The organism is Brevundimonas sp. PWP3-1b1, from assembly GCF_049896065.1.
In the GTDB taxonomy this organism is placed as follows: domain Bacteria; phylum Pseudomonadota; class Alphaproteobacteria; order Caulobacterales; family Caulobacteraceae; genus Brevundimonas; species Brevundimonas intermedia_B.
Window position 1 is genome coordinate 700611 of the sequence record NZ_JAFCTO010000002.1, and the last position, 22061, is coordinate 722671.

Consider the following 22061-nt stretch of genomic DNA (forward strand, 5'->3'; position numbering starts at 1 on the left):
TCAGTTTCTGCCGTTGCGCGGAAACGATGAGAAGGACGCCTATGCGGCGGAAAGGTGCGATGCTGAAGACGGAAGTCGCGCTGTGAGCCGAACATCGGTACGAGTTCGTTGAACGCCGTCGCGGATACGATCTATCGTGGCGCAAAGCACGATGGAATGCACTCGCCATGGATACCAAGGACCACCCCGTCATCGCCGTGCTCGGCGACCAGCGCCGGTTTGTGGTGCCGATCTTCCAGCGTCAGTATGCGTGGGGTGAGAACAGGCTTAGGCCTTTCTGGGACGATGTAGTCGCGAAGGCTGAAGAGGCTTTGGAAGGCAAGCCAAAGTTCAGTCACTACATGGGAGCGCTGATATTGGCTCCGGGCGGCGATGGCTTCACCATCGGCTCCACTCCGCGCGTCCAGGTGATCGACGGTCAACAGCGGCTGACCACCTTCCAACTGTTCCTGGCCGCGATCAGAGAGATTGGCCACAAGATCGAGGCTCCCGAGGTCGGCTCCCTGGTTCACAACTACCTTTATATGCCGCAGATGCTGGGAGATGCTGGCACTGATACGCCGTTCCGACTGATCCCCACGCCCGAAGATCGGGCAGTCTTCCACCTGATCATAGATAAAGGGATGAAGGGTGTTCGTGCTGAATACCCCAGGCTGTTCTACCAGAACGGAAAACTGATAAAGGGACAGGCGCCAAATGCGGTGCGCGCCTTATGGTTCTTCATGGACCGCATCGAAACCTATGCCCGCCTCGGCTTGGTTGACGATGATGGCGAGCCCGGACCGGTCGGTGATGACGATGGTGTCGATGCGCCGAAGAAGCGGCTTCATGCCCTTCTCCAAGCGATGCTCAACCATCTCAAGCTGGTTGTGATCACCTTGTCTGAGGACGACGACGCGCAGGTCATCTTCGAGACATTGAATAGCAAGGCGGAACCGCTTCTCGCGATGGACCTCGTCCGAAACAACATCTTCCATCGCGCTTCGGCCCAAGGAGAATCCGTCGAGGCCCTGTTCGAACAGAAGTGGCGGCCCTTTGATCGGGACGGTCAATTCTGGAAGGCCGATTCCCCAAGGGCGAAGCCGAAGCGCCCCCGCATTGACCACTTCCTAAGTCATGCACTCACCGCGCAAACCGGTGAGGAAATTTCGTTGCGTGAACTGTACTCGGAGTACCGTGCCTTCACGCGGCCCAAAGGCAAGCCACGCTTCGAAACGGTCGAGGCCGAACTAGACGCTCTCGTGATGTTCGCTCCCATCTATAAATCGCTTGAGCAGGGCGGGGAGGACAGCGATTTGGCCCGGATAGGTGCCAAATTGAACCTGTGGGAGGTCTCGACTGCCTATCCGTTGGTGTTCAGGATCGCCGCGTCCGATGCTCCGACTGAGGTGAAGGCTCGACTCTACGACCTGATTTACAGCTATCTTGTTCGACGGGCGCTCTGCGGTCTCACGCCCAAGAATCTGAACAAGACTTTCGCCCGTTTGACACGCGAACTCATCGAGCACGGAGTGTCGGTTGAAGCTTTCGGCGCTGCCTTTGCCAACCAGAAAGGCGACACGGTCAGATTTCCTGATGATGCAGAACTGCGTCAGGCGATCAGGACACAGCCCGTCTATCATACGCTCAGTCGTAAAGACCGGCTCGCAGAACTGCTGTGGGACCTCGAATGCGCCACACGTACCAAATTCAACGTCAATTCGCCCCGGCCCGGCGCCATGTCCGTGGAGCACGTCTTACCGCAGACATGGACGACGCATTGGCCTCTTCCAGACGAACGCATGGCGCCGGCGGACAAGTTCACGGGCGCTGATGAAGCGATGCTCGCGCAAATCCGTGCGCGCGACGGCGTGCTCCATACCTTGGGCAACCTCACGCTCATCACCGTGTCCGGGAACAGCGCCGCATCGAATTTGTTCTTCACCGACAAGGCGGCTTGGCTGAGCCAGAGCCTTCTCGGCCTCAACCTAGAGATCATGGGCAAGGAAGCCTGGGACATTGATCAGATCATCCAGCGAGCCGACATCCTAGCTGATCGTGCAATCACCATCTGGCCGGCCCCGGGGTAACTGCTCGTTGCGATCCATATGTGTGACGCAGCATCGTCAGATCGGTCCTGGGGATCGCGCCGCCCGTGGAGATTTTAGCTGGGGGCGCGGCTGGGGGTGAACCCCCCAGCCCCTGCCGCGCCCCTACCTCCGGTCTGACCTGCACCAGGGTCAAGAGGTAGGCCTGACGGAGTCATCGTTCGTGCGTAGTGTGACTCAGGTCGCGAATGTCCCGATTTCCTCAATCTTTTCAATGTGCAAACAGAGTCACGTTTCCAGAGACCCCTCCCAAACGGCCGATCTGAAATTGTTTCACGGCCGCCACCCGGTCCCCGACCCCGCCCAGATCGCCGCTAAGTCATTGATTCGTGGTCGGCAAACGTGACTCCCCGTCCGGCAATCGTGACTCCACCGATTTTGCGCCGATCCTGCAAATCCCGCCACATTCCGTGCCAGATCGATACATCTGTCCACAGTCCAGGGACACAGGACAAGCCCGCCAGCAGTCACGCCGCCCAGGCTATCGTGACTGACCATTTTGCCTGTCGAGTCACAGTTTATTACTAAAGTGACTCAAGATTCTAGGCTGCGTCAGGGTTTGAGCGGCGCAGATGAATAACGTGACTCCTTTGGTGGAGTCACGGTTGACGGTTGGCCTCAGTCCGCCGACGCGCCAGTGAGGGCTGTTCAGGTGATGCCAATCGCACGCCGGAGCCCGCATCACCCGACGCTGGGAGGAATATCACTCCAGCCGACTGAAGGATGGACACCATCAGCTTGGCATTTGCGGCATTCACCGGGGCCGGACCGTTGTTGCCCTCCGCGCGCTTGATCGTGTTTGGCGCCAGTCCAGTACGCTCAGCCAAGTCCAACACGGACATGTTCACCAATCCCCGGGCGGCCCGCAATTGTGCGCCAGTCGGGTGATCAGCGGGTTTTGACCTCGGCGCATTCATGATTCAATTTGACTCTTTAGACCAAGTTTGAATTCTAGAACTCATTCTGATGAAGGAGTCTTACATGACTGTTTACGATCCGCCCAACCCATCTTGCCCGATCCATGGCGCACGCCTCCAGCGCTCGACCTGCGCAAAGTGCAACGCCGCCTATATGCGTCGCTATCTCAAGGTTCAGCGGCGAGTGACCCCCGCCGTCGCGCTCCATAGCCGCGCCCGCCAGCGGGCTGCCCGTCGCGGGCTGCCTTTCGATCTGGATGTGAACGACGTGGTTGTGCCTTCAATCTGCCCCGCGCTGGGCGTGCCACTCGTTATTGGCGAGATGCGGTCGCCCTATTCGCCATCACTAGATCGTATCCGCCCCGCCCTCGGCTATGTTCGTGGCAACACCCGCGTGATCAGCGACAAAGCGAACCGTTTGAAAGGCGCCCTCGACATCGAGGGGCTGATCAAGCGCGCTGTGGCTTCGGTTGATCAGCGCCATAAAGACTATGCACGCCTGGCCGCGTACCTCGACCGGGAACTCCTGCTTGCCGACGTGCGGCGCAAGGCGGCGCTGGCGGGGCGCGTGGGCGAGGAATGGGCAAAGGTGGCCAACTTCCTGGAGGCGGCGTTCATTCGCGCTGATTGGAAGCGCTGATGCTCCACCAGATGGGTCACCCCGAAGGGTTGCAGCGCCATTTTATGGGGATCGAGGTCACTCCAGGCCACCAGCGCGTCCTCGTCGGCACCAAGCCGCTAGACGACGGCTGGGTCATGTCGATCATCAAGATCGATGGGTGCACCAACGAAACTGAAGCTGTTTGGCTCGGCCAATGCATTCAGTCTGACATGATTGAGTACATCAGCATTGCAAACGACGAGGTCACGCCAGTTGAGGCGGTCATGGTCGAGTCCGGCCAGATTGCCCCCGGCACCGGCTGGACTGTCGCCGTCTACGTAATCTTGGCGTCGCCTGAGGAGGCGGCCGCGATGTTCGACTTCATGACAGCCTATGCCACTAAACCCTCCACATGGAAGCACTGAACGGCAGCGACGCCAACGCAGAACATTCCTTTACGATAACAATATGTTAAATGGCATTCTCGGTTGCGTTTGTACCCGAGCCTGCTATCATCGGCCGCAATCACGTTCTCCCTCGGCAGTGACGACAACCGAGGGAGGCGCCGCTCAATCCCGAGCCCACACACCTATCGCCTGTCGTCAAATGCGCCCTCGTCCCTCCCCGTCCGCCGACAAGGCGTTAACAGACTGGTCCCGACTTAAGGCCGTCGCCTTTCACCTGCTGCCCCCCGGAAAGATCGGCCAAGAGAGCAGACCGTCTGCACCCCCAGCGTCCTGGCCGCTGCTGCTCACGAAGGAGCAGTTGAGCGCCTACCTGGCGCTGTCGTGGTCCACCATTTCCAAGATTTGCACAGTGGCTCCTGTTGATGTCGGAGCCAGCGTGATCCGGTACAACCGTCTTCAGATCGACGAATGGGTTGCGGGCCTGCCGCCCAAGACGATCAATCACGCTGCGCCGGCGACTCCGTCGTTTACGGACCTGGAAACCAAAAGCGACGAACGGCGAACTTCCGCGCTGGATAGGGTTCGGGCACGCACCCTCCTTAGCCAAAGCCACGGCCCTTCGAGCGACGGAGTGCGCAATGGACAAGGTTAAATACGTCCAGCGCATCCGACGCCCGAACGGCGCCGTTGACCTCTATTTCCGCAAGGGAGACCATCGTGAAGGCCCCCTGCGGTCGCTCGATCGGTCTCCAGAACTGAAGGCGGAGGTCGATTTAATTCTCGCTCGACTCGCCAGGGCGCAAGCCGCTCAGGCGCCGAGGGCGGGGACTGTAGGCGGTGCTATCCAGCGCTACAGGAAGTCCGCCGATTTCATCCGGCTCGCCCAGTCGACACAGATAGAATATGGGCGCCTACTCAATGAGATCGAAGTAGATGTCGGCGACGTTCGCCTCGCTGAAGTCGATAAAGGCTGGGTCAGAGACCTGCGCGATCTGTGGGCGCCGCGTGGCCATAAAGCCACGAATGACCGCGTTCAGATGCTCAAAAATGCCTTGATGCCGGCCGTTGAGGACGGCCGCATAAAGACTAACCCCTTCTTGGCGCTTAAGAAGCTGGCCCCGCCCCACGACGCCGATGAGGTGAACCTTGCCTGGACAGACGAGGAAGTGGACGCGTTCATCACGCTGGCCCTCCAGCGCAACATGCCGGGCTTGGCCCGTGCCGTGGCTCTGGGGCGCTGGGGCGGCTTCCGTCGGGGTACACTCTGCAACATCCCCCTGAACGCTCGGGTCATCGCGCAAGATGATGACGGTTTGTCCCAGCGTCGGCTCTACTGGACGACCGAGAAGCGCAAGGTCTTGTGCGACAAGCGAGAAGACAGCCGTCTCTCCGCCTTTCTGGAAAGCACGCCCGCCAAGGCCCTTACCATCGCATACGACCAGCGAGGTCACCCTTGGAAGGAGCGATCTCTAAACCAGGCCGTCGCTCGTCTGGTCGATACGCTTGCTCTAACCAAGCGCGCCCGTCCCAACCTCACACCGCATGGTCTACGCCATGCCCGAGGGCTTGAACTGGCGTACGCAGGCGCATCTGATGCCGAAATCATGGCGCAGCTTGAACACACCACCGAACGGGCGGCGCGGATTTACCGCCGGCAGGCGGAGCGTCGCCGCATGGCGGACAGCGGGCAGGACCGAGTCGATAATGTCGTAGCGCTCAAGGCAGAGAGAAAACGGTCTTCGAACGGGGCGTGAACGCCGACTGTAACGAAGGGTGTAAAACGACTGTAACAGCGCGGCTAAAAACACGCGCCTCGACCACTAAGTCATTGAAAAAGATGGCGCACCCGGAGCGATTCGAACGCCCGACCCCCAGATTCGTAGTCTGGTGCTCTATCCAGCTGAGCTACGGGTGCGGCTGCCTTGCGGCGAGGGCGGGTCTTTAGCTCGCGGATCGGGCGGACGCAAGCGGGGGAATGCAGTTTTGCGCAGATAGAGCGGTTGGCGCGGCGCGCGCGACGGATTAGGCCTTTCGGACGCTCTCGCCGCCCCGGATATGTCATGCGCTTGTTTCATCGTCAGATCGCCGCCCTGCTCGTGCCCGTCGTCCTGGCGGGGTGTCAGACGGCGGCGGGGATGGATGCGGCGGCGACACCCCAAGACATAGCGGGCGCTCCGGCTTCGGCCACAGCGTCATCCCCGGCGTCATCCCAGGCTCGGGGGCCGTTCGTGACGGCGGCCAATCCGTTGGCGGTCGAGGCGGGGATGACCGTGTTGCGGCGCGGCGGGTCGGCGGTGGATGCGGCGGTGGCGATCCAGGCGGTTCTGGGGCTGGTGGAGCCGCAGTCGTCGGGCCTGGGCGGCGGCGCCTTCCTGATGAGCTATGACGCCGAGACCGGGACGGTGACGGCCTATGACGGGCGCGAGACGGCGCCGGCGTCGGCGACGCCCGAGCTGTTCTATGAGGATGGCAAGCCCCTGCCCTTCATCGACGCGGTGCTGTCAGGGCGGTCCACGGGCGCGCCGGGGGCGGTGGCCATGCTGGCCATGGCGCAGAAGGATCACGGCAAGCTGGCGTGGCGCGACCTGTTCGGCGATGCCGAGCGGCTGGCCCGCGACGGATTCACGGTCAGCCCGCGTCTGGCCGGCATGATCAACGGGCGTTTTCCTCAGTCGCGGACCCGGTGGGCGAGCGCCTATTTCACCAAGCCGGACGGCACGCGGTATCAGGCGGGCGACACGCTGAAGAACTCCGCCTATGCCGACACGGTCGCGCGGTTGGCGCAGGAGGGGCCGGGCGTCATCTATGGCGGGGCGATCGGGGGCGAGATCGCCGCGACCGTGCGTCAGGAGCCGCGCCCCGGAGCCCTGACCGAGGCGGACATCGCCGGCTATCGTCCGCTGCGTCGTGACGCCATTTGCCGGCCGTATCAGGCCTATGTGATCTGCGTGCCGCCGCCGCCGTCCAGCGGGGTGGCCCTGCTGCAGTTCCTGGCCATGGCCGAAGAGACGCCGGATCTGGACAAGGGCGCGGCGAGCCCCGAGGCGTGGGTCGCGTTCGGGCGGTTGCAGCGGCTGATGTATGCCGACCGTGATCGCTATGTCGGCGACAACGACTTCGTCGGCGTGCCCATCGCGGGCCTGCTGGATCCCGACTATGTCGCCGCGCGCGCCGCCCTTGCGCCTCAGGTCAACGGGCCGGTCGAGGCGGGCGCGCCGACGGGATCCCCGTCGCGCGGGGCCGACCAGACGGCCGAACCGGGCGGCACCTCGCACATGGTCGTCGTGGACGCCTGGGGGAATGCGGTCAGCATGACCACGACGGTGGAGAGCATCTTCGGCAATGGGCGGATGGTGGGCGGCTTCTTCCTGAACAACCAGCTGACGGACTTCTCGTTCACGCCGCGCGAGGACGACCATCCGGCCGCCAATGCGGTGGCGGCGGGCAAGCGACCGCGGTCGTCGATGACGCCGGTGTTGATCCTGGATCGACAGGGCCGTCTGGTCGGGGCCATCGGGTCGCCGGGCGGGTCCAGCATCCTGGCCTATGTGGCCAAGGCCCTGGTCGGGACGATGGATTGGGGCCTGTCGATGCAGGCGGCCATCGCCCTGCCCAATCTGGTCGTGCGGGGCGACATGGTCGGCGCCGACACAGACATGATCGCGCCGGATATCCGCGACGCCCTGGGCGCGGCGGGCATGGCGTTGAGGCCCAACGCCACCGAGACCTCGGGGCTGCATGGGGCGATCTGGCGCGACGGTCGGTGGGATGCGGGGGCCGATCCGCGTCGTGAAGGCGTGGCGGTGTCGGAGGTTCGCTAGAGGCTCAGCGGCCGGGCCGGATGGTCATTTGGAAGGCGACCAGGCCTTCGTCCAGATCGGTGTCCAGGCCGTCCATGCCGCGCAGACCCTTGCCGGCGTCGATCTCGCGGTAGACGATCCCGACCGAGGTCTGCACGTCGCCCCGACGGTAAGCCACGCCGACCGAGGCGTCGCCCAGGAAACTGCCCTTGTCCTGGGTATAGCCGGAGCGGGCGTAGTCGCCGTCGCGCGTGCGGGCGAAGTTGTAGCCGACCGCACGACCCGATCCGGCGGCGTACAGATACCAGCGCGGCCGTTCGCCGAACCGTTCGCGGCCGTCGGGCGCAAGGCGGTCCAGCCCCTCGCCGATCTTGAGCGTGACGCCGGCCTCGGCCGAACGGCCCTCGCTGCCGACGCCCAGGCCGGCGTGGGGCGTCAGGCTGACTTCCAGGCCCGAGGCGGTGTGTCCGCGCGCGCCGCGGAACCCGCGCACATAGCGCAGGTCATAGGCGTCGGGGTCCAGCTCGGCCCGGTCGACGGGGGTGACCGGAAGGGGCGAGCCGTCGGCGCGACGAAGCCGACCGGCGGTCTCCAGCGTCACGCGGTCGGTGAAGTCGGTGCGGTCGATCCAGACGTCGCGCCGGGTGCTGGCGGACAGGCCCGATCCGTCCTCGGGACGGAAGGCGGTCGGGATTTCGATCTCGGGGCCGAAACGGGCGTCGGGCGCGACGCGGAAGCTGGTCTGGTCGGTCAGGCGGGCAGTGACGGCGGCGGCAGCGTCTGGCGCAGCGTCGAAGACGTTGGGGGCCCAGGTCTGTGCGGAAACGGCGTTCGCACCGGCCATCGCCAGCACGCCCCCCACACCAAAAATCCAGGCCTTCAAACGCATCCGGTCTCCCCACCGATCCGCTGACCTCACACTGCAACCACCCGGCGCAGGAGTCCAACAGGATTTCGACATGGTTTCGTCGCTTTTCAACGACGATGACCGGCGAGGGTTCCCAGATGCAAAAAGGGCCCCGCTTTCGCGGAGCCCTTTAAGGATTTTCAGTGTGGCGACCTTACTGGCAGGCCAGGCACTCGTCGTAGTCGGTCTTGGGCATGGAGAAGAGATCGGGTTGGTTCGGGTCGATCACGGCTTCGGCCTTGTCCTGGGCGCCGGCGAAAGCGGCGCGCTGCACCGACTTGGAGCGCAGATAGTAGAGCGACTTCACGCCGCGTTCCCAGGCGGACCAGTGCAGCATGTGCAGGTCCCATTTGTTGACGTCGCCGGGGATGAACAGGTTCAGCGACTGGGCTTGGCAGATCTCCGGGGCGCGGTCGGCGGCCAGTTCGACCACCCAGCGCTGGTCCAGCTCGAAGGCAGTCTTGAAGATGCCCTTCTCGTCCTCGTCCAGTTCGTCGAGGTGCTGGACGGACCCTTCCTGTTCAAGGATGGAGCTCCAGACGGCCTCGGTGTTGATCCCCTTCTGGTCGAGCAGGCGCTCCAGATAGGGGTTCTTGACCGCGAACGAGCCCGACAGGGTCTTGTGCGTATAGATGTTGGCCGGGATCGGCTCGATGCCGGCGCTCGTGCCGCCGCAGATGATCGAGATCGAGGCGGTCGGGGCGATAGCCAGCTTGTGGCTGAACCGCTCCATCACGCCGCGTTCTTCGGCGTCCAGGCACGGACCCTTCTCTTCGGCCAGCAGGCGGCTGGCCTTGTCGGCTTCGCGACGCAGATGCTTGAACAGGCGCATGTTCCACGACTTGGCCATGGCGCTTTCGAAGGCGACGCCCTGGCCCTGCAGGAAGGAGTGGAAGCCCATCAGGCCCAGGCCGACCGAACGCTCGCGCTTGGCCGAATAGACGGCGGCGGCCATGGCGGGCGGGGCGCGGCGGATGAAGTCCTCCAGGACGTTGTCCAGGAAGCGCATGATGTCCTCGACGAACATCGGCTCTTCGCGCCATTCCAGGAAGGTCTCGGCGTTGACCGACGACAGGCAGCAGACGGCGGTCCGGTCCACGCCCAGGTGGTCGCGGCCGGTGTGCAGCATGATCTCGGCGCACAGGTTGGACTGTTTGACCTTCAGGCCCAGCTCACGCTGGTGCGGCGCCATCTGGCGGTTCACCGTGTCGGAGAAGATCATATAGGGCTCGCCGGTCTGCATCCGGATGTCGAGCAGCTTGGTCCACAGCGAACGGGCGTCGACGGTCTTCATGACCTCGCCGTTCTTGGGCGACTTCAGGTCGAAGGTCGCGCCGACCTTCACCGCCTCCATGAACTCGTCGGTGATGTTGATGCCGTGGTGCAGGTTCAGGGACTTGCGGTTGAAGTCGCCCGAGGGTTTGCGGATTTCGAGGAATTCCTCGATCTCGGGGTGGTGGATGTCCAGGTAGACGGCGGCCGAGCCGCGACGCAGGGACCCTTGCGAAATCGCCAGGGTCAGGCTGTCCATCACGCGGATGAAGGGGATGATGCCCGAGGTCTTGCCGGCGCCCTTGACCTTCTCGCCGATGGAGCGGACGCCGCCCCAGTAGGTGCCGATGCCGCCGCCGTTCGAGGCCAGCGAGACGTTCTCGTTCCAGACGTTCTGGATGCCCTCTAGGCTGTCGCCCACGGCGTTCAGGAAGCAGGAGATGGGCAGGCCGCGATCCGCGCCGCCGTTCGACAGGACGGGCGTCGCCGGCATGAACCACAGGCGGCTCATATAGTCATAAAGACGCTGGGCGTGTTCGGGATCGTCCGAGAAGGCGGTCGAGACGCGGGCGAACATGTCCTGATAGCTCTCGCCGGCCAGCAGGTAGCGGTCTTCCAGGGTCTTCTTGCCGAAATCGGTCAGCAGGTCGTCGCGCGACCGGTCCACCTGGACCGACTTCACCACCGTCAGGTGGGGGCGTTCAGGCGTCTGCGTTCCCGCAACACCTTGGAATTCCGTCGTCTTCAATGCCTCGCCGCCAGCCATAGTCATCCGCGTCCTGAACAGAAAAAGCCTAGAGCCACCTGCGCCGTAACCACATCATCTTGTGGCCTCTGCGCTCCCCGAGCCCACATATAGGGCGCATATGCCTAATGACCCGTCAACGGGCTTGACGGACGGTTAGTGGGCGAATCGCTTGGACAAGTCGCGCAGGCCTGGGGAAAAGCCAGTGCGCAAGCCAGCACGGCCCCTTTACGTTCACGCGACAACACGATCACGAACGCGTGATTGGAACATAGGACGAGCTTGGCCGTTTGGGCCGTCCATGACCCAATCCCTGACCTTGGCTGATCTTCGTCCCTTTTTGATACGCGTCCTGACGGTCGCCCGCACGGAGATCGCGGCGCTGGCCGCCCTCTTCGTCGTCGCCGCCGGCGTGCTGAGCTTCGTCGAACTGGCCGACGACATGACCGAAGCGGACGGCATCGCCTTCGATCATCACATTCTTTCGTTGATGCGGCCCTATGCCGACGATCCCGGCCGACCGTGGGGACCGTGGTGGCTGAAGGAGGCGGCTGCCGACCTCACCTCGCTGGGCGGCATTTCGGTGCTGGGCCTGTTCGCCCTGATCGTGATCGTCTTCCTGCTGAGCCAGAGGAAATGGCTGTCGTCGCTGCTGCTGGTCGTGGGCCTGGCTGGAGGCGTCGCCCTCAGCGAGGGCCTGAAGGCCGTGTTCGAGCGCGCCCGGCCGCCCGCCGCCATGCAGGCGGTGGAGACGATCAACGCCAGCTTCCCCTCGGGTCACGCCCTGCTGTCCACCGTCTTCTATCTGACCGTCGCCGTCATGCTGACGCGCGCCTTTCCGCGAGAGCGGTTCAAGGTCTTCGTGCTGGGGGTGGGAATCCTGATGGCCCTGCTGGTCGGCCTGACCCGCATCTATCTGGGCGCCCACTGGGCCACCGACGTCTTCGCCGGCTGGGCCGTCGGCGCGGCCTGGGCCATGGCTCTGTGGCTGGTCGCCTATGGCGTGGCGCGCTGGCAGAAGCGTCGCCGGGCGCCGCTGCAGGACGAGCCGTCGCCGGTCGAGGTCGAGACGGCGGCCGACACGACCAAAGTCTAGGCCCGCGGTCCTGTCCGCGACGGGCTAGTCTGGCTGGACGCCGCGAGAGATGAGCCATGGACCACGCCGCCCAATACGCCGAACGCCTGAAGACCCCCGATCAGGCCGCCGCCCTGATCCGCTCGGGCGCCAAGGTCGCCATGGGTCTGGGCGTGTCCCAGCCGCCGGCCCTGCTGAAGGCCCTGGCCGAACGAGCGGAGCGGGGCGAGGTGGAGGATGTGAACCTCTACTATCTTCTCTCAACCCCCATCGCGGGCGATACGGTGCTGCGCTACGAACTGATGGACCGGATCCGGCCATGGAGCCTGTTCCACAGCGCCATCGAACGGCGGCTGGAACAGCGGGCCCATGAGGACGGCCGGCCCAATCCCGTCCAGTTCATCCCCACCGGCTTCCAGCAGTCGCCACGCCTGCTGTGCCACGAGGTCGGGGTGGACACGCTGGTCTGCACCGTGTCGCCGATGGATGAGGACGGCTTCTTCTCGTTCGGGACAAACACAGACTATTCCAAGCCGGTGTCGCAGACGGCGAAAACCGTGATCGTCGAGGTCAATCCGCACATGCCGCGCGTGTTCGGCGACTGCACCGTGCATGTGTCGAAGGTCGCCGGCATCGTCGAACACTCCGCCCCCCTGCTGGTCGTGCCGCGCGCCGAGCCTCAGCCGGCCGACCTGATCATCGGCCGGATCATCGCCGATCTGGTCGAGGACGGGGCGACGCTGCAGATGGGGATCGGCGCCCTGCCCAACGCCGTCTGCGACGCCCTGAAGGACCACCGCGACCTGAGCGTCCATACCGAGATGCTGACGCCCGGCCTGGTCGAGCTGATGCAGGCCGGGGTCGCCAACCATGCCCGCAAGACCCTGCATCCCGGCGTGGGGGTGTTCGCCTTCTCGATGGGCGACCTAAACACCTATGAATTCCTGGACGGCAATCGGGGCATGGAGGCCCATCCGGTCTCCTATGTGAACGACCCGGCCGTGATCGCGCGCAATGCGAGGATGATCTCGGTCAACGCCACGCTTCAGGTCGACCTGACCGGCGCCTGTTGTTCGGAGTTCCTGAACGGGCGCCAGTTCACGGCCGCCGGCGGCCAGCTGGACTTCGTGCGCGGGGCCTATGGATCGCAGGGCGGCAAGTCGATCATCGCCTGTCACTCCACGGCGGCCAAGGGGACGGCGTCGCGCATCGTGGCGCGGCTGGACGGGCCGGTCACCACGCCGCGCAACGACACCCATATCGTCGCCACCGAACACGGCTGGACCAATCTGAAGGGCCAGTCGTCCAGCGAACGCGCCCGCGCCCTGATCGCCCTGGCCGCGCCCGAGTTTCGCGACCGGCTGACAGCCGCCGCCCGCGAGCAGGGCCTGATCTGAAGCCCGACCGCTTGATCTTCGGTCGCTCGTCGGGACTTCTGCGTCCATGAAGACCCCTCGCCTGCTGGCCCTGCTCGCCCTTCTCGTCGCCGCGCCCGTCAGCGCCAGCGCGGCCCAGGGCGCCTATGCGACACAGGGGGACTGCGGCGGCCGGCCGATGACCGGGGTGCGGATGGCGCCCGGCTATTGCCTGGGGCTGGTGTGGCAGGGGTCTGGCGCGGATGGGCCTCGAATGCCGCGCGGCCTGTTGGCGCTGTCCGGCGGTGACTGGTTGGTGACGGACCTGGGCAACTGGTATCCCGGCAACGGCGCGATCTGGCGGCTGTCGTTCGGGGCGGACGGCGCCCCGCGCTGGCGACGGCTGGCCCACGGGCTCAACATGCCGCACACGGCGGCGCGCGGGCCGGACGGGCGCCTCTATGTGTCCGAGATGAACCGGATCCTGACCCTGGATCCCGACGCGGCCGATCCGGCGGCGACGGTGCGGACGGTGGTCGGCGACCTGCCGGACAACCGGTTGCACGCCAATCGTCACCCCCTGTCCAGTTTCGTGTTCGACGGGAACGGCGACCTGCTGGTCAACGTCGGCGCCCCCAGCGACCGCTGCGTGGACGCCAGAGGCCGGGCGCGCACGGATGCTTCGGGCGCCTGCGTCGACAGCGCCGCGACGGCCCAGGTGCGCCGCCACGCCTATCTGGGGAACGGTCGGTGGGCCGAAGACAGCACCGTCTTCGCCTCTGGCCTGCGCAACTCCATCGCCCTGGCAAGGCACCCGTCCGGGACCATTCTGCAGGGCGAGAACTCGGTCGACCTGACCACGTCCGACCATCCCTATGACGAGATCAATGTGCTGCGTCGGGGCGGCCATTACGGCTGGCCCTATTGCGTAGACCTGGCGACGCCCCTGCCCGGCTGGAGCGCGGCCCAGGCGCGGTGCGGCCAGCGCGAGCGGCCGCTGGCCCTGCTGCCGCCGCACGCCGCGCCTTTGGACCTGATCTATTATGAGGGGGCGATGTTCCCCGAACTGCGCGGCCGGCTGCTGATGAGCTGGCACGGCTATCGCCGCGCGGGCGGCCGGATCGTGGCGGCCGAGACCGACGCCCAGGGCCGCCCCCTGACCGACACGGGCGGACGCTACGCCATCTATCCGCGCGGATCGCTGACCTATCCGGCCGGCGCGCCCAGCATACGCGGCAAGGTGCTGACGCCGGGGTGGGACACGGTCGCAGGCCGCCAGCCGCGCGGCGCGCCGGTGGTCCTGGCGGTCGCCGCCGACGGCTCGATCTGGGTCACGGACGACCGCAGCCGGGCGATCCTCAGGATCGCCCGGTCCGACGTCGCAAACTAGGCCTTGCGCGCGTCGCGCTTGGCCAGGACGCGCAGGCGCAGCGCATTCAGCTTGATGAAGCCCTCGGCGTCGTGGTGGTCATAGGCTTGGACGCCTTCCTCGAAGGTCACCAGGTCCTGGTCGTACAGGCTGTTGGGGCTTTCGCGGCCGATGACGCTGACATTGCCCTTGTAGAGCTTGACCTTGACCGTGCCGGAGACCTTTTTCTGGCTGAGGTCGATGGCGGCCTGCAGCATCTCGCGCTCGGGCGAGAACCAGAAGCCGTTGTAGATCAGCTCTGCGTATTTCGGCATCAGCTGGTCCTTCAGGTGCATGGCGCCGCCGTCCAGGGTTATGCTTTCGATACCGCGGTGGGCCGCGATCAGGATGGTGCCGCCGGGCGTCTCGTAAACGCCCCGCGACTTCATGCCGACGAAGCGGTTCTCCACCAGGTCCAGTCGACCGATGCCGTTGTCGTGGCCGTACTGGTTAAGGGCGGTCAGGATCGTGGCCGGCGACATGGCCTCGCCGTTGATCGAGACGGCGTCGCCTTGCTCGAAGCCGATCTCGATGACGGTGGCCTTATCCGGCGCGTCCTCGGGGCTGATCGTGCGCTGGTGGACGAACTCGGGGGCCTCGACCGCCGGGTCTTCCAGCACCTTGCCCTCGGACGAGGAGTGCAGAAGGTTGGCGTCGACGCTGAAGGGCGCCTCGCCGCGCTTGTCCTTGGAGATCGGAATCTGGTTCTTCTCGGCGAAGTCCAGCAGGGCCTCGCGGCTGCGGAACTCCCACTCGCGCCAGGGGGCGATGACGCGGATGTCGGGCTCCAGAGCATAATAGCCCAGCTCGAACCGGACCTGGTCGTTGCCCTTGCCGGTGGCGCCGTGACAGACGGCGTCGGCGCCGACCTGACGCGCGATCTCGATCTGGCGCTTGGAGATCAGCGGGCGGGCGATGGAGGTGCCCAGCAGATAGTCGCCCTCATATTGGGCGTTGGCGCGGAACATCGGGAAGACGAAGTCGCGCACGAACTCTTCGCGCAGGTCGTCGATGAAGATGTTCTCGGGTTTGATGCCCAGCTTCAGCGCCTTCTCGCGTGCGGGGCCCAGCTCCTCGCCCTGGCCCAGGTCGGCGGTGAAGGTCACGACCTCGGCGTTATATTCGGTCTGAAGCCACTTCAGGATGATCGAGGTGTCCAGGCCGCCGGAATAGGCGAGGACGACTTTCTTCACGGGCTTGTCGGCGGGGGCGGACATGGCGGCTCTTTCAGCAGGATCGGGCGACAGGATCGGGGAGTTGACGCGCGCATAAGACCGGGGGTCCGGCGATGCAACCTTTTCCGGGGTCTCCTGACGAAGAGAGGGCGGCGAACATGAACCTTTGGTCATGTTTCATTCCGTCGCGTTGCCAGCGCATCGACCAGCGTTATGGTCCGTACCAACTGCAATCCTGAGGATCTCGCATGCGCCGCACCGGCTCTCTCGTCGCCGCCGCCGCCCTTCTGGCGGTTTCAACCCCTGTCTGGGCCTCTGTCGCGCCCGCCCCGGCCGCTCAGGCGGCTGCGCCCGCCGTCCAGGCCGCTCCGGTCGCCGATCTGGTCGCCGAAGTCGATATTCCCTACACCAAGTTCACCCTGGACAACGGCCTGACCGTCCTGGTCCACGAGGACCACAAGGCCCCGGTCGTCGCCGTGTCCGTCTGGTACAATGTCGGCTCCAAGGACGAGCCGGCCGGCAAGACCGGTTTCGCGCACCTGTTCGAGCACCTGATGTTCGGCGGGTCCGAGAATGCGCCGGGCAGCTATTTCACCCCGATGCGCAACATGGGCGCGACGGACATGAACGGGACGACCTGGTTCGACCGCACCAACTATTTCGAGACCGTCCCGACCCCGGCGCTGGAACAGGCCCTGTTCATGGAAAGCGACCGCATGGGCTACATGCTGGGCGCCATCAGCCAGGAGACGCTCGATCTGCAGCGCGGCGTGGTCCAGAACGAGAAGCGCCAGGGCGACAACCAGCCCTATGGCCTGAACCAGTACAAGCAGCTGGAAGCCCTGTTCCCCGAAGGCCACCCCTATCGCCACTCGACCATCGGTTCGATGGCCGATCTGGACGCGGCCTCGATGCAGACGGTGCGCGACTGGTTCACCTCGAACTACGGTCCCAACAACGCGGTGCTGGTGCTGGCCGGCGACATCACGCCCGCCAAGGCGCGTGAACTGACCGAGAAATATTTCGGCCCCATCGCCAAGGGTCCGGTCAACACCCCCGCCCAGGCGCCGATCCCGACCCTGCCGGCGCCGGTCAACGAGACGACGCACGACCGCGTCTCCAACGCCCAGGTCGAGATCAGCTGGGTCGTGCCCGGCATGCTGGACGCGGATTCGGTGCCGCTCAGCGTCGGCGCCTCGGTGCTCGGCGGTCTGGCGTCTTCGCGCCTGGACAATGAGCTGGTGCGCGGCGACCAGAGCGCCGTGTCAGTCAGCGCCGGCAATAGCGCCTTCCACCGCGTCGGAATGTTCGAGATCAGCGCGACCGTGAAGCCCGGTGAGGATCCGGCCGCCGTGGAGGCCCGCACCCGCGAAATCCTGAACGGCCTGATCGCAAACGGCCCGACGCAGGACGAGATCAACCGCGTCGTGACCCAGTACGCCTCGCGTCGCATCCAGGGCCTGGAACAGGTCGGCGGCTTCGGCGGCAAGGCCACGGCCCTGGCGGAAGGCCAGCTCTATGCCGGCGATCCCGAGTTCTACAAGAAACAGCTGGCCGCCTATGCGGCGGTGACGCCGGCCCAGGTCCAAGCGGCGATGCAGAAGTGGCTGACCCGTCCGGCCTATACGCTGACGACGCTGGTGGGCGAGCGTGAAGCCTATGCCGAGGCCGCCGAGGCCCCGTCGGGCGCCAACCATACGCCGGCGCCGGAAATCCAGCGCGTCGCCCGCATGGCCAAACCCGAGATCGGCCAGGTCGCCAACGTCGACTTCCCGGCCGTCGAACGCGCCCGCCTGTCGAACGGCATGGAGGTGATCTACGCCCAGCGCGACGCCGTGCCGGCGACCAAGATCGCCATCGACTTCGACGCCGGCCTCGCCGCCGACGACCGGGCGAAACTGGGCCTTCAGACCCTGATGCTGGACCTGATGGACGAGGGCACCCGCACCCTGAACGCCACGCAACTGGCCGAGGCCCAGGAAGCCCTGGGCGCCAGCATCACCACCGGCGCGACCATGGATCGCTCGGTCGTGCAGCTGTCTGCGGTCACGCCGAACCTCAAGCCGTCGGTCGACCTGCTGGCGGACGTGGTGCGCAATCCCGCCTTCGCCTCGGCGGAGCTGGAGCGTCTGCGCGCCACCCGACTGTCGCGCATCGCCGCCGAACGCACCCAGCCGGCCGCCCTTGCCAGCCGCGCCCTGCCGGAACTGATGTACGGCGCGGACAGCCCCTATGGCCGTCCGTTCAGCGGCAACGGCGACGAAACCAGCGTCAAGGCCATCACCGAGGCCGACATCCGCACCGACTACGCCCGCTGGATCCGCCCGGACAACGGCAAGATCTTCGTCGTGTCGGACCGTCCCTTGTCCGAGATCACGCCGATCCTGAACGCCAGCTTCGGCCAGTGGGTCCCGCCTGCATCCGCCAAGGCAGTCAAGGACTTCTCGGCCCCGATCCCGGCCTCGACGCCCAAGATCGTGCTGATCGACCGTCCGCAATCGCCGCAGTCCTACATCATGGGCGGTGAAGTGCTGGCCGCTTCGGGCACGGACGATCTGCTGATGCTGAACGCGGCGAACAATGTGCTGGGCAACGACTTCCTGTCGCGCATCAACTCCGACCTGCGCGAGACCAAGAGCTGGTCCTACGGCGTCAACGCCTCGGTCGCCGGTTTCGCCGGACGCGTGCCCTATCTGGTCACCGCCCCGGTCCAGGCCGACAAGACCGGTCCCGCCATCGAAGCCCTGAACCTTCAGTTCAACGACTTCCTGAAGGGCGGCAAGGGGGTCACGCCGGCCGAGCTGGAGCGGACCATCAACGGCAACACCCGCCGTCTGGCCGGCAGCTACGAGACCTCGGCGGCCGTTCTGGGCGCATTGCGCAGCAACGACCTGCTGGGTCGCCCGGACGACTATCCGGAAACCATCGCCGCCCGCACCAACGCCCTGACGGCGGCCCAACTGGACGCCGCAGCCAAGGCCGCGATCGACCCGTCCAAGTTCGTCTGGGTGGTCGTCGGCGACGCCTCGGTGGTCAAGCCGCAACTGGACGCCCTGGGCATCCCGGTCGAGGTCCGCTCGGCGGCCGGCGCCGCCCAGTAGGGCGACGACAGTCCAGAACGACGAAGGCCCGGAGAGCGATCTCCGGGCCTTTTTCGTGTTTGTTTTTCTTTCGTCATCCTCCGGCAAGCCGCGTCTTCGCGGCGCAGACCGGGGGATGACGATGGATGTTCAGTCGGTCGTCGCGCCGGTGGTGCGCATGATCTCGGCGCGCAGTTCGGGCAGGCCCAGGCCCTTTTCCGACGATGTCAGCAGCACCACGGGGAAGGCGGCGGGGCGTTTGGAGATGGCCTTCAGCGTGGCTTCCTGCACGACCTCGCCCTCGCCCTTCTTCAGCTTGTCGGCCTTCGTCAGGACGATCTGATAGCTGACGGCGGCCAGGTCCAGGGCGTCCAGCGCCTCCTTGTCCACCGACTTCAGACCGTGGCGGCTGTCGATCAGCAGATAGACCCGTTTCAACGTCACCCGGCCGCGCAGATAGTCGCGGCCCAGATCCTGGAACTTCTTGACCGTGGTCTTGGACGCCTTGGCCCAGCCGTAGCCGGGCAGGTCGACCAGACGCATCCGGCCGTCCAGGTCGAAGAAGTTGACCTCGCGCGTCCGGCCCGGCTCGTTGGAGGCGCGCGCCAGCTTGTGCATGCCGACCAGGCCGTTGATCAGGCTGGACTTGCCGACATTGGAGCGGCCGGCGAAGGCGATCTCGGGCAGGTTCGGTTCGGGCAGCTGCTCGATCTTGGCCGCGCCCATGATGAAGGTGGCGGGCCGCGCGAACAGAACCCGCGCGGCCTCGATTTCCTCGGGCGTGAACTCGGTTTCGTCGATCACGCCGGTGACTTCTTGAACCGGGCGAAGAACGTATCGATCGGGTTCTCGGCCTTGTAGCGGTGCATGATGATGTACTGCTGCAGGATGGTCAGGACGTTGGACCAGGCCCAGTAGATCAGCAGGCCGGCCGCGAACGGCGCCATGATGAAGGTGAACAGCAGCGGCATGAACTGGAAGATCTGACGCTGGATCGGATCGGTCGCCGGCGGGTTCATCGCCGTCTGCAACCACATGGTCAGGCCGTAGGCGATGGCCAGCAGGCCCAGGTGCAGCGGGCCGGCCAGCAGGCCGCCGATCAGCGGCGCCATCGACGGATCCCACGGGATCAGGCCGAACAGGTTCCAGATCGACGACGGATCGCGCGCCGACAGGTCGTTGATGAAGCCCAGGAACGGCTGGTGACGCATTTCGATGGTCACCGTCAGCACCTTGTACAGGGCGTAGAAGACCGGGATCTGCAGCACCAGAGGAAGGCACCCCGCGACCGGATTGATCTTCTCCTTCTGATACAGGGCCATCGTCTCCTGCTGCTGCTTCTGCGGGTCGTCTTTGAACTTCTTCTTGATCTCCTCCATCTTGGGCTGGAGGTTCCGCATCTTGGACATGCTGGCGTAGGCGTTGTTGGCCAGCGGGAACATCACCAGCTTGACGATGACGGTCAGGGCCAGAATGGCGACGCCGAAGCTGCCGACCAGGCCGAAGACGTTCTCCAGGATCCAGAAGATCGGGCGCGTCAGGAACCAGAACATGCCCCAGTCGATCGCATAGACGAAGCGCGGCAGGCCCAGGCTTTCCTCATAGGACTTCAGCACCTCGGCGCGCTTGACCCCGGCGAACAGGCGCTGGGTCTCGGTCGCGGTGGCGCCAGGCTGGATGGTGCGGGTCGTGCCCAGAACATTGGCTTCCAGCTGCTGGGCGCCGTTCAGCTCGCGTACGCGGAATTCGGTCTCGACCGCCTCGTTCTGCTGGGGCAGCAGGGCCGCCAGCCAGTATTTGTCGGTGATGCCCAGCCAGCCGCCGGTCGAGGCGTTCTCGATCCGGGGCTCCTTCAGCCAGTCCTTGTATTTCTTCTGCTCGGTGCGGTAGCCGCCCGGCTCGCCGAAGGTGCCGATCGCGCCCTCGTGGACGATGTGCGACGACCCGGCTGCGGGCGGGACGCCCTGGCGCTGGACGCTGCCGTAAGGCGCGATGGTGATGGCCTGCGTGCCCAGGTTCTGGACCGTGTCCTGGACCGAGAAGACATATCGATCATCGACCGACATCACGCGGGTGAACCGCAGACCCTGGCCGTTGTCCCAGGTCAGGGTGATCGGCGTGGTCGGCGTCAAGGACGACCCGTTCGTCAGGCGCCAGACGGTGTTGGGTCCGGGCACGCCGCCGGCGACGTTGGGACCGGTCCAGCCGAACTGGGCGAAATAGGCGTTCTGCATCCCCTGCGGGCGGAACAGCTCGACCGGCTGCGGCTTGTCCTGAACCTCGCGATAGTCGGTCAGGAACAGGTCGTCGATGCGCCCGCCCTGAAGCGACAGCGAGCCCTTCAGCGTGCCGGACTGGATCGGCACGCGGGCGGCGGTGCTCAGCGCCTGGCTGCGGTCGGTGACGAAGGTCGCCCCCTGCGGGCTCAGCGCCGTCTGGGCAGCATTCTCGGCGGTCTGCGACTGCTCGGCCTGGGCCTGCTGCTGCACCGCGCGACGCTCGGCCTGCGGACGCAACACGGCGAAATAATAGATCCCCATGATCAGGGCCGAGCACACGATGAAGATGATCGTATTGCGCGTGTTCTCGTTTTTCATGGATTCTGGCGGTCCTGGCCGGATGGGGCGCGGGCGGGCGAGGGCTTGGCTGCCCCCCGATCATGTCGCGGTGTCGCCAGCCTTGTAAGCGTCGATTTCACGTCGTCAAGCAGACGGTCCCACGCACGCTCGGTCGTGCCCATGCGGGCGATGAAGACATAGTCGCTGCCGGGCACGCCGTGCTGGGCCAGCATGGCCCGCGCAGCCTCGCGCAGACGGCGTTTGGCGCGGTTGCGAACCACCGCGCCGCCGACCTTTTTCGTGGCGGTGAAGCCCAGGCCGATGTGCGGCGAACCGTCGCCGCGCTCCAGACGCTGAATGACCACGGCCCCGCGGGCCTCGGAAACGCCTTTGGCGGCCGCCAGAAACTGGGGCCGCCGCAACAGACGTTTGATCTGTAAAAGGTCGCTCATGCGTCCAAATATTCCGGACGCTGAAAGCCGCTTACGCCGTCAGGCGCTTGCGGCCCTTGGCGCGACGGCGCGCAACAATCTTCTGGCCGTTCTTGGTGGCCATCCGGCTGCGGAAGCCGTGACGGCGCTTGCGCACGAGTCGCGACGGCTGATAGGTCCGCTTCACGGTCGGCTCCTGACGTTAAAAGGTTGGGCGACGGGGCAAGAGGCGTCCGTCGCAGG

Annotated in this window: 17 protein-coding genes and 1 tRNA gene; 10 read left to right on the forward strand and 8 right to left on the reverse strand. The window is 65.4% G+C overall.

Translation table 11 applies throughout. The features are described from left to right. The first annotated feature begins 167 nt into the window (after positions 1-167). The 5 genes from ACP69V_RS15230 to ACP69V_RS15250 all read left to right on the forward strand — a co-directional run bounded on the left by ACP69V_RS15230 (position 168) and on the right by ACP69V_RS15250 (position 5766). Positions 168-2069: a DUF262 domain-containing protein gene (locus ACP69V_RS15230; RefSeq protein WP_178824435.1), complete on the forward strand. Its 1902-nt coding sequence runs from the start codon at positions 168-170 to the stop codon at positions 2067-2069. Positions 2070-3068: 999 nt separating this feature from the next. Further along, a complete protein-coding gene (locus ACP69V_RS15235) occupies positions 3069-3644 on the forward strand; it encodes a hypothetical protein (protein ID WP_426024601.1) in 576 nt (191 codons plus the stop codon). Further along, positions 3644-4030 (forward strand): hypothetical protein, encoded by a 387-nt coding sequence (locus tag ACP69V_RS15240; RefSeq protein ID WP_426024602.1) that lies wholly within the window; start codon positions 3644-3646, stop codon positions 4028-4030. The genes ACP69V_RS15235 and ACP69V_RS15240 overlap by 1 nt, the downstream gene beginning before the upstream one ends. Positions 4031-4370: 340 nt before the next feature. Continuing rightward, positions 4371-4664, forward strand: a complete 294-nt coding sequence (locus ACP69V_RS15245) for a hypothetical protein (protein WP_426024603.1) — start codon at positions 4371-4373, stop codon at positions 4662-4664. Continuing rightward, positions 4651-5766 (forward strand): tyrosine-type recombinase/integrase, encoded by a 1116-nt coding sequence (locus tag ACP69V_RS15250; RefSeq protein ID WP_426024604.1) that lies wholly within the window; start codon positions 4651-4653, stop codon positions 5764-5766. The genes ACP69V_RS15245 and ACP69V_RS15250 overlap by 14 nt, the downstream gene beginning before the upstream one ends. Before the next feature lie 84 nt (positions 5767-5850). Here ACP69V_RS15250 and ACP69V_RS15255 read toward each other — a convergent pair. Continuing rightward, a tRNA-Arg gene (locus tag ACP69V_RS15255) sits at positions 5851-5927 on the reverse strand. Between the two features lie 145 nt (positions 5928-6072). On the opposite strand from ACP69V_RS15255, the gene ACP69V_RS15260 reads away from it, so the two are divergent. Continuing rightward, on the forward strand, positions 6073-7833 hold the full coding sequence (locus ACP69V_RS15260) for a gamma-glutamyltransferase family protein (RefSeq protein ID WP_426024605.1): 1761 nt from the start codon (positions 6073-6075) through the stop codon (positions 7831-7833). A 4-nt stretch (positions 7834-7837) separates the two neighbouring features. On the opposite strand, the gene ACP69V_RS15265 is transcribed toward ACP69V_RS15260, so the two are convergent. Further along, complete coding sequence (locus tag ACP69V_RS15265) at positions 7838-8701, reverse strand: lipid A-modifier LpxR family protein (protein WP_426024606.1); 864 nt, start codon at positions 8699-8701, stop codon at positions 7838-7840. Between the two features lie 172 nt (positions 8702-8873). Further along, a complete protein-coding gene (locus ACP69V_RS15270) occupies positions 8874-10763 on the reverse strand; it encodes a ribonucleoside-diphosphate reductase subunit alpha (RefSeq protein WP_135194422.1) in 1890 nt (629 codons plus the stop codon). Positions 10764-11037: 274 nt separating this feature from the next. Here ACP69V_RS15270 and ACP69V_RS15275 point away from each other — a divergent pair, with 274 nt between their 5' ends. The 3 genes from ACP69V_RS15275 to ACP69V_RS15285 are packed head-to-tail and all read left to right on the forward strand — an operon-like array spanning position 11038 to position 14556. Continuing rightward, a complete protein-coding gene (locus ACP69V_RS15275; protein ID WP_426024607.1) occupies positions 11038-11832 on the forward strand; it encodes a phosphatase PAP2 family protein in 795 nt (264 codons plus the stop codon). A gap of 56 nt (positions 11833-11888) precedes the next feature. Then, the gene (locus tag ACP69V_RS15280) at positions 11889-13208 is read left to right on the forward strand and encodes an acetyl-CoA hydrolase/transferase family protein (RefSeq protein WP_426024608.1); all 1320 of its coding nucleotides are present in this window, start codon (positions 11889-11891) and stop codon (positions 13206-13208) included. A 46-nt stretch (positions 13209-13254) separates the two neighbouring features. Continuing rightward, positions 13255-14556 carry a PQQ-dependent sugar dehydrogenase gene (locus tag ACP69V_RS15285; protein WP_426024609.1) on the forward strand — a complete coding sequence of 434 codons (1302 nt, stop codon included), beginning with the start codon at positions 13255-13257 and terminating at the stop codon, positions 14554-14556. Here the strand turns inward: ACP69V_RS15285 and ACP69V_RS15290 are convergent. Next, positions 14553-15791 carry an argininosuccinate synthase gene (locus tag ACP69V_RS15290; protein ID WP_426024610.1) on the reverse strand — a complete coding sequence of 413 codons (1239 nt, stop codon included), beginning with the start codon at positions 15789-15791 and terminating at the stop codon, positions 14553-14555. The genes ACP69V_RS15285 and ACP69V_RS15290 overlap by 4 nt on opposite strands. A gap of 206 nt (positions 15792-15997) precedes the next feature. Between ACP69V_RS15290 and ACP69V_RS15295 the strand changes: the two genes are divergently transcribed. Beyond that, positions 15998-18850, forward strand: a complete 2853-nt coding sequence (locus ACP69V_RS15295; RefSeq protein WP_426024611.1) for a M16 family metallopeptidase — start codon at positions 15998-16000, stop codon at positions 18848-18850. Positions 18851-18979: 129 nt separating this feature from the next. Here ACP69V_RS15295 and yihA read toward each other — a convergent pair whose 3' ends face one another. The 4 genes from yihA to rpmH are packed head-to-tail and all read right to left on the reverse strand — an operon-like array spanning position 18980 to position 22005. Then, on the reverse strand, positions 18980-19633 hold the full coding sequence (yihA, locus tag ACP69V_RS15300; RefSeq protein WP_425981529.1) for a ribosome biogenesis GTP-binding protein YihA/YsxC: 654 nt from the start codon (positions 19631-19633) through the stop codon (positions 18980-18982). Beyond that, entirely contained in the window at positions 19630-21426 is a 1797-nt protein-coding gene (gene yidC / locus ACP69V_RS15305; RefSeq protein WP_426024612.1) for a membrane protein insertase YidC, read from the reverse strand. The genes yihA and yidC overlap by 4 nt, the downstream gene beginning before the upstream one ends. Further along, positions 21423-21839, reverse strand: coding sequence for a ribonuclease P protein component (rnpA, locus tag ACP69V_RS15310; RefSeq protein ID WP_159847677.1), 417 nt, complete (start codon positions 21837-21839; stop codon positions 21423-21425). Before rnpA ends, yidC begins: the two co-directional genes overlap by 4 nt. Before the next feature lie 31 nt (positions 21840-21870). Then, on the reverse strand, positions 21871-22005 hold the full coding sequence (gene rpmH, locus ACP69V_RS15315) for a 50S ribosomal protein L34 (protein WP_003164000.1): 135 nt from the start codon (positions 22003-22005) through the stop codon (positions 21871-21873). Between the last annotated feature and the right edge of the window lie 56 nt (positions 22006-22061).